Raw genomic sequence first — 12,378 nt, 5'->3', positions numbered from 1 at the left:
CGACGCGAATCCGTACATTCACCCGGCCGCCAATGGCCAGCGCGCCAGAACAACGTGTCGGGTACGCCCGAGCAGGCTGTGCACCAGAGCAAATTCACGCACGTTCCAACTGACGGCTTCGACAGAACGTGTCGCGACCCAGGGCATGCCGTAAGCGAGGGTCACGTGCGGGGTGTACGGCGTATTTGACGAGACCGCGCGGTCGCCAAATCCAGCGTTTTCCAATGCCAATACGAGTGCGTCATGAAGCGCGTGGAGTCCAACGACACCCTCGTCGCCACCCAACACCAGTGGCCCCGGCCGCGGCTTCAGCGCAAAACTGAGCGCACTGTCGAACTCGACGCTAAAAGGCTCCATTCTGATCGACGCGGCCGCACTCATGGCCGCATCCACCCGTGCTTGCGGCAAACCTCCCGCGAAATTCCCGAGGTGAAGCAACGTAACGTGCATACGGTTGGCCGCAAGAGGCTTGCTCTTCGAGCGCGTCTCCCCGCAGAGCTGTTGCGCCAGCTTCGAGATGTTCGCCGCCGTATGCGCATCTGGAAAGACGGCGAAGAACAAGCCGTCTGTCGGCACAGGTGGCGCCTCGAGTCCGGGCAGCCAGAGTTGCTCAGGCATGGCGCGCCTGAATGGGTGACGCAGACATTTGAAAAAATCTCCTCTCATCAACGCAGGCTTGCCCGCGCATCCGAAATTTTTATAACGCGACGGGGCGAGGTTCAGCACGCCCCGCTTCCGCTCAATAAACTTGCACGCGCTAGCCGTCCACGCACAACACTGTACATTCATACAGTATCAATGACAACATGGAATTGCTCAAGACGCTGGCGGTACTCGTTTTAGAGCACCTTCGAAAGAAATTCGCGGGTGCGCGGATGAGCCGGGGCACCGAGCACGCTCGACGGCGGACCGGACTCCACGATCCGGCCACCATCCATGAACACGATCGTGTCGGCGACCTCGCGCGCAAAGCCGATCTCGTGCGTGACAATGATCAGCGTCGTGCCGGAACGCGCAAGCTGACGGATTACGTCCAGCACTTCGTTGACGAGTTCCGGATCGAGTGCCGACGTGGGTTCGTCGAACAGCAGAACCTTGGGCTTCAGCGCAAGCGCACGCGCAATCGCCACGCGCTGCTGCTGGCCCCCGGATAGCTGGCGCGGCCACGCATTCGCCTTGCCGGCGAGTCCCACGCGCGCGAGCAGAACACGCGCCGCCGCTTCTGCCTGCGCGCGCGGCACGCCCGCCGCGAGCGGCGCCTCGATAAGGTTTTCGAGCGCCGTCAGATGGGGAAACAGGTTGAAGCTCTGGAACACCATCCCGACATCGTCGCGGCGGCGCTGAAGAACGTCCCGCTCTTTCAACTCGTAGAGCGTGCGCCCATCGCGGCGATACCCGACGAGTTCGCCGTCGATGTCGATGAAGCCGTCGTCGACGCGTTCGAGGTGATTGATCGAGCGCAGCAACGTCGATTTGCCCGAGCCCGACTGGCCGAGAATCACCGTAACGCTGCCCGACGGGAACGACAACGAGACGTTGTCGAGCACCTTCAGCATGCCGAAGCTTTTCGACACGTTATGGATCCCAACCCTGCCGCCGACGCGTTGCTGAGCCCAGCCTCCCGTTGCCTGTTCCAGCGACTCGCGCGCGCGATGCTGCCGATCCGACTGCGCCGGGGTTTCGCTACGAGCAGCACGCGCGGTACGCCAGCGCCCGAATAGCGCGGTCAACGGCGACACCGCCACCTGCTCGCGCGTCGCGCCGCGTGCGTAGTACCGTTCGATATGAACCTGGATCGCCGACAGCCCGGTCAGGATGATCAGATACCAGACTGTCGCGACCATCAGCAGCGGAATCACCTCCAGGTTGCGGTGATAGATGATCTGCACTGTGTAGAACAAGTCCGGCATCGCGAGGATATAGACAACCGAGGTGCCTTTCGCGAGACCAATCACGTCGTTGAAGGCGGTCGGCAAAATCGAGCGTATCGCCTGCGGCAGTACGATACGCCTGACCTGGCGGGCGCCCGGCAAGCCGAGCGCGGCGGCCGCTTCGCGTTGCCCGTGGTCGACGGACAGAATTCCGCCGCGGATTGCCTCGGCCGAGAAGGCGGCATGGTTCAGCGTGAGCCCGAGCACCGCCGCAAAGAATGGACTGATCAGATCGGTGGTCGATTCGTTCAGCAGCACGAAGTGTGTGAACGGCACACCGATCCAGATCGTCTCGTACAGATAGCCAAGGTTGTTCAGCAGGAGCAGCAGCACGATCGGCGGGATCGAGCGGAACAGCCAGATGAAGGCCCACGCACAGCCCGCCAGCAGCGGAGAACGCGAAACACGCGCCAATGCCAGCGGCGTCGCGAGCGCAAAGCCGAAGAGTGCGCCGAGCGCCGTAAGCACAAGCGTACGCGCAAGTCCCGAGAGCACCGGTTCGGCGAAAAACCACTGCGCGAACACGCCCCAGCCCCAGCGCGGATTGCCGAGTATCGAGTTCAGGACGAGCCCGAGCAGGACGATGGCCAGCACGGTTGCGGCCGTGCGCGCACGATGCCGCGCCGGCACGATCCGATAGCGCGCGTAGTCGTGACCTTCATTGGTGCCGATCGCGTTTCCCGCATGAACCGCGTGAGCGGGACCGCCAAGCTGGGTGGTGTCGCTCATGATGCTGTCCTCCTGCGTTGCATGCCGTTCATCAGGCCGTTTCCGCGGTCGCGTAGCGGCTTTCCCGGCGCGGCAGGCCGAGGTGATCGCGCAGCGTCGTTCCGGCCAGCGTGCGGCTGTAACGTCCGCGTGTCTCCAGCGCCGGGATCACGTATCGAACGAAATCGTCCAGCCCTTCTGCCTGCACCGGAAAGCCGAGGATGAAGCCGTCGGCCGCGCCGGCGTCGAACCAGCGGATCAGCTCATCGGCAATCTGCTCGCCGGTGCCGATGAACTGCGTCTTCGGCGTGGCCACTTCTAGCGCGAGCTGGCGCAATGTTGCACCGGTGCGTTCTGCGTTGGCCTTGATGCGGTCGGTCGTCGAACGGAAGCTGTTCGATCCAAGCTCGCCGAGCTCCGGGAACGGCTCGTCGAGCGGGTATTGCGTAAAGTCGTGATGCTCGAAAAAGCGCCCCAGATAGGCGAGCGCGTCGTCGATGGTCAGCAGGTCGCGGATCGCGCGATACTTCGCCTCCGCTTCGTCCGCCGTCGCGCCGACGATGGGTCCGATGCCCGGGAATATCTTCACGTCGGTCGCCGCGCGCCCATGCTCGACGGCGCTCTGGCGCACCTGGTCGGCGAACGCCCTGGTTTCTTCGAGCGACGGCGAATGCGTGAACACCGCGTCCGCGTATTTGCCGGCGAGCGCGATCCCCGAGTCCGACGAACCGGCCTGGAAGATCACCGGCTGTCCCTGCGGCGAGCGCTGGATGTTCAGTGGCCCGGCGACTTCGAAGAACCGTCCCTTGTGATCGAGCGTATGCAGCTTGTCCCGGTCGAAGAAGCGGCCGCTCTCGCGCTCGCGAACGAATGCGTCGTCGTCCCAGCTATCCCACAGTCCCTGCACCACGTCCAGATACTCGTCGGCGATCTCGTAGCGCAGTTCGTGGTCCGGATGTTGACCGCCGTAATTCTTCGCGGAACCTTCGAGCGGCGACGTCACGACATTCCATCCCGCACGCCCGCCGCTGATGAGATCGAGCGAAGCGAACTGCCGCGCCACCGTAAACGGATGGCTGTACGAAGTCGACAGCGTGCCGGCGAGGCCGATCTTCGAGGTCGATGTCGCGAGCGCCGAAAGGATCGAGATGGGCTCGAAGCGGTTCAGGAAGTGAGGAATCGACTTCTCGTTGATGTAGAGCCCATCGGCCACGAACGCGAACGCGACGCCGTTGGCCTCGGCCTTCTGTGCGACGCCGATGATGAAATCCAGGTTGACGCTGGCATCCGCGGGCCCTGCGGGATGCTTCCACGAATTCATGTGGCCGCCAGCGCCGTGCAGCATGATGCCGAATGTGAGATTTCGCTGAGTCATAGTCTGCTCCGTAAGTAGGATGAGCTGAAGTCAAACGCGTACGGTCTGTTCCGCGCCGGCCAGCGCCTCGACCGAAGCGAGCCGCTGCGCGTAGTCTGTTATCGGGGAGTCGATTACAAATTCCTCGATGCCGAAGCGTTCGTGCAAGGCGTCGAGTTCCCGGCGCACCTCCTCCGCGGTGCCGGCGACGACGTGGGGATGGAGTTCATCGACGCGATAGTGGGTCACGCCGGTTTGTCGCGCGAATTCCGCTGCCGCCTCGGGGCTGGGGAGATTGACGCTCTGCCCCGTTGCAAGCTGCAGCTTGAAAATGCGCAGTGTGCCGATCTGGCGCTGAGCCTCGGCGCGCGACTGCGCGGCGAACGCGTAGAGCGCGAGCAGCGGCGGGCGTCCTGTCACGCTGCGATAGGCATCGAGCGAGCGCTCGATATTGGCTTCGTCGCCGTTGAAATGGCCGGCGTAGCAGAACTGCCAGCCGTGCTGCGCGGCGAGCGCCGCGCTCTCGGCGCTAGCGCCCAGCAAAACGCGCTCGGGCGCCTCGGGCGGCGTCGGCAGCGCGATCGCACCTGCCAGCGGGTGATCAACGGCCACGCCCCACTTCAGGAACGCGTCGAGTTCCGCGAACTGGTGCGCGAAATCCTGCTTCTTCGCCTTGTCGTGAAACCATTGCAGCGCGCGCGTCGTCAACGGCAGTCCGCCCGGCGCCTTGCCGATGCCGAGATCGACACGCCCAGGCGCGAGTGAGGCGAGCACCCGGAAAGTTTCCGCAACCTTGAAAGGACTGTAGTGCTGAAGCATCACGCCACCCGAGCCGACACGAATGCGCGAAGTGTGCGCGAGCAGATGCGACACGACGATCTCCGGCGCGGAACTCGCGAGTCCCGGGGCGCCATGATGCTCGGCGATCCAGTAACGCTTGTAACCCAACGCCTCGGCGCGCTGCGCGAGCCGTACGGTAAAGCGCAGCGCATCATGAGCACTCTTTCCGTCGGCGATCGGACTCTTGTCGAGAATCGAAAGTGAGTAGGACATATCAAGCCCTCCCAATGCACCACGCGGTACAGGGGGAAAAATTTGAGGAAATTCGCTGAACGACTTCGCTGATCCCATTATCGCTATCGGGGTCCAAAATCGTTCGAGCAAATTTTTCTATGCATGAGCGGCGGCCGGTGCGGCAGCGATGGCGTCGCTCGATTTTCAGTAATACTTATGATTGAAAACTGACCTTATCAAGTCAGTCTCAACTGCCTCGACGATTTAACTCCTGGGGAGCCCCGGAGGATTCGTCCTGGCCTGATCGATCGCTTCGGAACCGAGATTCCAGCGGTCGAGTACCTGGCTATATTTGCCGCTGCGAATCAGGTCGTTCAGCAACAGCGTGAGCGGCGCAGCAAGTCCGCTGCCCTTCTTCGTGGTGATCGCGACGTCGGCCGTGATCGGCCAACCACCGCTGATGGCGCCGACCGCGCGTATTCCCCCTCTCTGCGCAGCCTCGTACGCAAGCGCCGAGTTGACGCTCAGGATCGCGTCGGCGCGCCCCGAGCGCAGCGCCACGTCCCTGACGGCGATGTCGTCGTAGTACTGAACCTGCACGGGCTTCAGTCCATGCGCGACATTCTCCTTGTCCCATGCGAGCAGGATCTTTTCCTGATTCGTTCCAGAATCGGTAATGACACGTAGCCCGGCAACGTCCTTTGGCTCACGGATTGTCTTGATCGGGCTTGAGACGGCTACGTAGAAACCGAGCACGTCGCGCCGATAGGTCGAGAAATCGAATTTCTCCTTGCGCTGCTCGGTGACCGTCACGTTCGACAGAACCGCGTCGACCTTGCCCGATTGCACGGCGAGCGGCCAGTCTTCCCACGCAAGCGCCACGATTTTCAGCTTGCGCCCCAGACCGTCAGCGACCAGTTGCGCGAGATCCGGGTCGAAACCGACGATCGTCTTTTCATCGGTCGCATACGTACCGAGCGGCGGCCACGCCACTGCCATGCCGATGACCAGTTCGTCCTTCGCAGCAAATGGAAACGCGGCCGGTATGGCCTTGATGGCTGCGGCGTCAGGCGTGGTCCGGATCTGGCCATGCTGATCCGGACTCAGGTTAAATGCGCCGCTTGCCGCCAGAGCGATACCTGCTGCGCCCATCGTCAATGTGGCGAACGTTCCAGCCAGCACTGCCCAGATTCCCTTGCTTTGCTTCATGACTTGATATCCCGTCAAATGGTTGAGTTGAACGATGCACCGCGCGCGTGACTACCGCTGGCCAAGCGGCTCGGGTTGAACCAGATCGTGCAACGAATCGACTCGGCCCGGCTCCAGCAAATCCTTGCCGAACGGAAGACGAAAATGGATCTCCGGTGCGATCGAACGATCGAACAGAGGCTCGTAGCCCGCATTGATATAGAGGCCTGCTGCTTCCGGCTGTTTGAAGCCGGTGGTCAGATAGACGCGGCGGCCCAGCCCCTGGCGCCGCTGACTGGCGTGTGTCCAGATACGCTTGAGTTCTGCGGTCGTCGCGTCATAGCGCTTGAACGCACCGCCGCCGACCGTCTCCCCATCGCGCATGACGACGATGAAAGCGCCTTCGGGTGGCGCGAACAACCCGGCCGGATAACGCATCATCTCTTCACTTACCGATGCCGCGCTGTCCGGCCGGAACTCGCGATACCGTGTGGTGTACTCGATGTGCAGCGCGTCCAATAGCGGCCGCGCAACGGGATCCAGCGGCGTGGTATCGATAATTTCATAGGTCATGGTGAATAGGGGATAGCTCTTATCCCTGTCACTCCTGTCGTTGAATTCTTTTCCAGTTCGACTTTGATTACCGTCGATCTATAAAGAAGATAACAGGTCACCCATTCGTGACGAACCAAACATTTAACGAATCGTTATTCCGTGGAGTTCGTATATTTAATTCACATCATTATCCGCACCATAGCGTCAGGAACTCTGCTGCCGGTGAAACGCATTAATTAGCAAGATATTGGCCGCACATTTATTTCATGTTGCTTTCAGATGCCTAATCGCACCACTATCAGGGCTCTGTAAATATTTATTGGGTTGCGGCCGGGACCACGAACTTAAGCCCGCTAACCGCGGAATTATTTCTGATTTTAATGCGTACCATTAGACAGACCACAGTCACACGTTTTTTAATTCTAATAAAGCGTGTAAATGTCCAGAATAGCAACGCTGGATTTACCCGCATCGCCCTCAAACCGGTTCGGCGAGATGGAACAGACAGTCGCCACGCTCCACGGCGGCCGGCACACGTTTGCAAACGACCTCGCCCGCGCTCGCGAAAAAAGTAGTGACCGGTTCCCGTAGCGGTGTGTCAGGGAAATGGATTCGCGCCGCAGCCTGGCCCGCCGCGACCTGATCGCCCAAATCGACGAGTGGCTCGTACACCCCGCGATCATAGGCGTACACATAGTGGCGCGAGCCGGATACCGTGAAGAAGCGCGTCCGCGCAGGCGGGCCGTCCGGTACGAGTGGTCCGCTCAACACGCCAATGAACCCGAGCAGGTTCAGCAGTCCGTGTCGCGCATCGCGCAGCAGGCTCGCCTGCACGGTGCCGCCGCCGCCGAGTTCCGTGAGGATGGAAATCGCACCCTGCCGCCGCGCGGCGCTCGCCGCATGGACCGGGTTCGGCCGATGCAGAAATGCGCGCGGCAACCCGAACGCAGCGAGCAATGCTTTGAGCCGCTGTTCCTCCTCGGGATCGCGCGGCTCGATGGCCAGCATATTGGCGCCGTCGTAGAGAAGCGAACTTCCGCCCGAATGCAGATCGATCAGATATTGCGCGCGTGCGAGCAGCGTGTGCTCGATGTAGTCGGCGATTGCGGCCGTCGGCGCGCCTTGTGGATCGCCGGGAAAACTGCGGTTCAGGTTGCCGCCGTCGAGTGGCGAAGTCCTCAGGCCCGCAACCGCAGCCGGAAAATTCGCCATGGGCAAAAAGATCAGTTGCCCACGCACCCATTGCGGCTCGATTTCGCGAATCAGACTCGATACCAGCACTTGCCCTTCGTATTCATCACCGTGATTGCCCCCCATGAGCAGCACGACGGGACCGTCGCCGGTGCGCACTGATGCGATCGGAATCGGAATCCAGCCGTAAGCGGACCGATGAACCGAGTGAGGCAGCCGCAGATAGCCCACGTGACGTCCGTCGGCATCCAGGTCGACTTCATTGTGGAGCGTACTCATGGGATCTCCTTCCTGACGCGGGACAATCTGGTTGCGCCGCAACCTCGGCCATATGCTTCTCCAGATCGGCGTCGTGTTGATGGCGGCGATGACTTCGTCCTCCTGAGCGTCCTGTCCAACGCTCGGTCATGACGCCTGGCTCCGCCTGTTGGATGGTTCAATGCGCGTTCGCGTCCGCGCGTACCTGACGCTTCGTGCCTGACGCTTCGTACCTGACGCTTCGTGCCTGACGCTTCGTGCCTGACGCTTCGTACCTGACGCTTCGTACCTGACGCTTTGTGCCCGCCGCTTCGTGCCCGCCGCTTCGTGCCCGCCGCTTCGTACCCGCCAGCAGGGCTGTGTGCAACTGCGCACCGAATGCACGCACGCGCTCCATCACCGACTTGTTGCGACGCACGAGGAAGTTGTAGAAGTGAGATACGTTATCCGCACGCCGTATTGAAGTGAACAAAGAATTCCATATTTGGATTCCTGTACACACGTAAAAAAGCTCGGAGTGAACCGGCGTACGCCATGCCGTCCTTTGCGCTCAGAATTTCTGGGGATAGTCGGCACACGCAGACAGGCAAAGCGGCGCTCGCGGCGACCCATTGCGGCACCGGAGCCGCGTAGTGCCATCGAGCGGGTGTTTGTCGAGCCATTCGCGGGATTCATCCCGCTTCAAGCGCATCAAAGCCGCAGCAGTTCATCTTTCATCCACTCGTGGACGGCTCGACCCAGTTCCTGCTGTGACAGGTCCCGAGGCGAGAATGCCGGCCCGACAACCACACGAATCCGGCCACGGCCGCTGGGCCAGCCTTTCGCCGGCCAGATTTTGCCCGCGTTGAGAACCACAGGAACAGCAGGAACGCCAGTCGCGCAAGCCAATCGAACGCCACCTGATGTCATCCTCAACGGAGCGTCGTGTGGCACCCGGGTCCCCTCCGGGAAAATGACGACAACATCTCCCTTCGCCAGCCTCTCGGCGCTTTCCTGCGTCACAGCCTGATGAGCCTGCCGAGCGGAGCCGCGGTTCAGGCTAACCATATCGAGGCCACGCAGCACCCATCCAAAAAAAGGGATGCGAAGAAGCTCTTCCTTGAAAACAAAACTGATGCGCCGTGGAAAAAGTGCAAGAAATGCGAGTGTCTCCCAGGTCGATTCGTGACGGCACAGCAGTATCGCCGGCCCTTCAGGAATATGTTCAAGCCCTTCTATCGAACATGAGACTCCCGGCAGCCAGCGCATCACTATCACCAGTGCGCGACACCATTGTTTTGCCAACCAGTATCGGCCAGCCCTGCCGACGAAAGGAAACAGAAGCAGGATGGCCATTGAATACAGCGTCCCGGTACCGAGAACGTAGACGATGAACAGCCATTTAGTGAAAGTCGAGCGCATCGGGGCCTGGTTTAGATTGGTTTGCGGCGGAGCATTTTACCGTTGGCAGGTAAGACCACACCGCGAGCAATGCGTTCGTTCCCCAGACCGAAAGCGCCAACGCCACACCTGAAAAGGTTTCGCCGGAAAAAGGGCGCGACGCTCGCATCTGCAACTGCCGGCGCGGCAAGGTCGACACGCGCGTCGGCCGCAACGCAGAAACGAAGGTGACGGTTGACGCTGGTCGGGAGCGCGCTAACATTGGGTACCGGCGAGCAGTGCGTGTCGATGGACACCGCGACGCGGCGAATCAACGGTGCGGTATGCGCAACAGCTGCCGCTGACCCGATAACCCGCACACAGCGCGAGGATGCTACTGGAGCATCGAGCTGCTAGCGTTATTTCGGAGGATGCCATGACGAACCATCCAAACGAACAGACACCTGACGAGGGCCGCAAAGACGGCAAAGACAGACGCGCGGACAATGCTCCGGACGCGGAGGCCGGCTCGCCGGACCCGGACAGCCCTGCCCCAATCCTGAAGTCAGAGGACGACGAGCTACTCGATGAAGACGCACCCGAATAGTGGCGACGAAACCTGGCGTTCAACCGAAGCCAACCATCCCCAACCAAGTACGCAATGAACGAACATACCGCAATGGACGACCGATTTGACAGGCGGGAATTACTGCTTCATCTCGGAGACATGCTCGAAGCTTTGAACTGTTTAGCAAGGACTAGCAAGCCGACCGCGCCGGTGGCGCATCTTATGCAGGAAGAGGACTCACTGCAGCGCTTCGGGTTCCTCCGGGCGCTGGCGCCGAAAATGACGGTGGCCGAATTCACCCAACGCGTCGCCAGCGCGTTCTTCCTGTGGCCAAGGGAGCTGCTTGAGGCGGAACTCAACCGGGACGCGCTAGCGTCAAGCGTTCAGCACAACCTTTTTGACGGTAACCCCGACGGCTGGAAAGCGTATGTCAGCCACGTCGAAAGGACGGTGGCGTGGTTCGGGGCCGGGCTTCCGGGGATGAAAGCGGACCCGTTGGCAGAACCGCCTCACGATGCCGCAAAAGACGCAACTCCGGTCGATGCGCCGGCCGCGGCCGCGCTGCCCGCGAAGTCGGATGCAGCCATCGAAAAGAAGGGCTGGCCCTGGCCCGAGCCAAGGTCGACGTCCTGACGAATGCGCGGAGCGCTATGCCGGAGCGAATATCACGGCACCAACGTCGGCGATGTGCGTGAAGCTTCGAACAAACCGGTACGTCTGGTCACCGACCGTTATCCGGTTCAAGCCGGCGTGCGTCAGTTCGAGTATCGCGTCAGCCACGCCCGCCGCGATGGTTCCGTGACCAGTCAACTCGTTGTCCTCGTCCGCTGGATCGCCGATGTAGACAGCACAGACGTCTGGACCGTTGCGCATCATGACGACGCATTTCCCCTCATTCAGCGAGAGTTCGAGATATTCAACCAGCGTCATCAATGACCCAGGCGTTGGTCCCTGCGGGTCGTAAGTCAAACCAGAATCAGCAGCCATATTGCCGTCCTTCGTCAAATGCGTCGGTCCTGAACAGGAAGCTCGCCCCGAGGGCGACGATGTCTCCACTATAAGCCAACGGGTGGATGGTCACTTCCCGGCTTGGCAAGCTGAATCGCAAATGCCGCGCTCGTCGAAACTCAGTTCCCCCATGAATCGCTGGCGCTATGCTCCATCGCTTCGAAGCGCGCACGTTTCGGCGCGCTATCGAGCCGGGTGTAAGCAAGACCGATACCGGTACGGTGACGAGGAAGATCGAGCGGACGCGCCACGACCTTGGACGGCAAAGCCAGCGCCGCCTCGAATCAGGGGCTTTGCGGCTAGCGCCTCAACTCGGAAAGAATTTTTTCCGCCAGAAAGTCGCAAGGCGGCCGCTTCGAGGCCGTGCTTCGCGCCAGCACCATTTCTAGCGCGGGAATCTCGGGCAATCCGTGCGCACGTCCCAGGAGCGCGAAGTGCGCCGGGACCGCGCATCGTGCGAGCGGGACAATGGCCAGCCCAGCTTCGGCCATCGAGAGCAGGCCGAGCAGACTTGGACTTTCATACGAGGTCCGGTAGGGAATTTTCGCGCGCTCGAGGCTGCGAATCGCATTCTCCCGCGCGACGCTGCCCGGCAGGAACACGGCGATCGGCAGCGGCCGTTCGCGCCAGATTTCATTGGCGCTCGGCGCCGCCGCCCATTCCATCGGCTCGAACCGGATGAACTCGCCTGACAGGCCCTTGACTCGCGTGGCGCACACAAGGTCGACGGAGCCGTCTTTCACCATCGGCGCAAGTGCGACGCTCGGCAAGCCAACGACCTGAATTTCCACCTTCGGATAGGTCGCGGAAAATTTCTTGAGGATTGGCGGCAGCAGCGACGACGCATAATCGTCCGGCACGCCGATGCTCACGCGCCCCGTCACGTCCGGCCTGACCACGGCGGCCCAAGCCTCGTCGCGCAATGCGAGCATGCGGCGAGCGTACGTCAACAGGACTTCGCCGTCCTGTGTCGGGACCACACTTCTCGGTTTGCGAACAAACAGCGGCTTGCCCAGCGCAGTCTCGAGCGTCTTGATCTGCATGCTCACCGCCGATTGCGAACGATGCACGACTTCCGCCGCCCGGCTGATGTTACCGGTGTCGGCGACGGCCACGATCATGGTCATGACGTCCAGGTCGAGAGCTTTCAATGGGTCCGGTATCAGAAAATTAGATAGATTCGATCAATATTACGCGATTTTCCAAACCAGCGACATCGGGCATAGTGTCTTCCAAGGAGCCAC

Annotated in this window: 12 protein-coding genes and 1 pseudogene; 2 read left to right on the top strand and 11 right to left on the bottom strand. The window is 61.3% G+C overall.

Annotated elements, in window-relative coordinates; translation table 11 throughout:
- Positions 1-18: 18 nt before the first annotated feature.
- The 9 genes and pseudogenes from AYM40_RS08705 to AYM40_RS08660 all read right to left on the bottom strand — a co-directional run bounded on the left by AYM40_RS08705 (position 19) and on the right by AYM40_RS08660 (position 9,600).
- A complete protein-coding gene (locus AYM40_RS08705) occupies positions 19-618 on the bottom strand; it encodes a 2'-5' RNA ligase family protein (protein WP_063495865.1) in 600 nt (199 codons plus the stop codon).
- A 221-nt stretch (positions 619-839) separates the two neighbouring features.
- Positions 840-2,660, bottom strand: a complete 1,821-nt coding sequence (locus AYM40_RS43380) for an amino acid ABC transporter permease/ATP-binding protein (RefSeq protein ID WP_082855018.1) — start codon at positions 2,658-2,660, stop codon at positions 840-842.
- Positions 2,661-2,691: 31 nt separating this feature from the next.
- On the bottom strand, positions 2,692-4,014 hold the full coding sequence (locus AYM40_RS08690; RefSeq protein WP_063495864.1) for an LLM class flavin-dependent oxidoreductase: 1,323 nt from the start codon (positions 4,012-4,014) through the stop codon (positions 2,692-2,694).
- A 30-nt stretch (positions 4,015-4,044) separates the two neighbouring features.
- Positions 4,045-5,046: an LLM class flavin-dependent oxidoreductase gene (locus AYM40_RS08685; RefSeq protein WP_063495863.1), complete on the bottom strand. Its 1,002-nt coding sequence runs from the start codon at positions 5,044-5,046 to the stop codon at positions 4,045-4,047.
- Positions 5,047-5,271: 225 nt separating this feature from the next.
- Positions 5,272-6,216: an ABC transporter substrate-binding protein gene (locus tag AYM40_RS08680; RefSeq protein ID WP_063495862.1), complete on the bottom strand. Its 945-nt coding sequence runs from the start codon at positions 6,214-6,216 to the stop codon at positions 5,272-5,274.
- Between the two features lie 51 nt (positions 6,217-6,267).
- Positions 6,268-6,768 (bottom strand): GNAT family N-acetyltransferase, encoded by a 501-nt coding sequence (locus AYM40_RS08675; protein ID WP_063495861.1) that lies wholly within the window; start codon positions 6,766-6,768, stop codon positions 6,268-6,270.
- A gap of 459 nt (positions 6,769-7,227) precedes the next feature.
- Complete coding sequence (locus tag AYM40_RS08670) at positions 7,228-8,220, bottom strand: succinylglutamate desuccinylase/aspartoacylase family protein (RefSeq protein WP_063495860.1); 993 nt, start codon at positions 8,218-8,220, stop codon at positions 7,228-7,230.
- A 304-nt stretch (positions 8,221-8,524) separates the two neighbouring features.
- A pseudogene (locus AYM40_RS40105) lies at positions 8,525-8,629 on the bottom strand (MotA/TolQ/ExbB proton channel family protein); the annotation flags it as partial.
- Positions 8,630-8,889: 260 nt separating this feature from the next.
- Positions 8,890-9,600, bottom strand: coding sequence for a lysophospholipid acyltransferase family protein (locus AYM40_RS08660; RefSeq protein WP_063495858.1), 711 nt, complete (start codon positions 9,598-9,600; stop codon positions 8,890-8,892).
- Between the two features lie 394 nt (positions 9,601-9,994).
- On the opposite strand from AYM40_RS08660, the gene AYM40_RS41325 reads away from it, so the two are divergent.
- Both AYM40_RS41325 and AYM40_RS08655 read left to right on the top strand, forming a co-directional pair.
- A complete protein-coding gene (locus AYM40_RS41325) occupies positions 9,995-10,165 on the top strand; it encodes a hypothetical protein (RefSeq protein WP_158515262.1) in 171 nt (56 codons plus the stop codon).
- A gap of 72 nt (positions 10,166-10,237) precedes the next feature.
- A complete protein-coding gene (locus tag AYM40_RS08655) occupies positions 10,238-10,759 on the top strand; it encodes a hypothetical protein (RefSeq protein WP_063495857.1) in 522 nt (173 codons plus the stop codon).
- Between the two features lie 15 nt (positions 10,760-10,774).
- Here the strand turns inward: AYM40_RS08655 and AYM40_RS38285 are convergent, their stop codons facing one another.
- Complete coding sequence (locus AYM40_RS38285) at positions 10,775-11,131, bottom strand: hypothetical protein (protein WP_335341186.1); 357 nt, start codon at positions 11,129-11,131, stop codon at positions 10,775-10,777.
- Positions 11,132-11,433: 302 nt separating this feature from the next.
- Positions 11,434-12,255 (bottom strand): LysR substrate-binding domain-containing protein, encoded by an 822-nt coding sequence (locus tag AYM40_RS08645; protein ID WP_181448420.1) that lies wholly within the window; start codon positions 12,253-12,255, stop codon positions 11,434-11,436.
- Positions 12,256-12,378: the final 123 nt, after the last annotated feature.

The sequence above is a fragment of the Paraburkholderia phytofirmans OLGA172 genome (assembly GCF_001634365.1).
In the GTDB taxonomy this organism is placed as follows: Bacteria; Pseudomonadota; Gammaproteobacteria; order Burkholderiales; family Burkholderiaceae; genus Paraburkholderia.
This window is presented reverse-complemented; position numbering and strand designations above follow the sequence as displayed.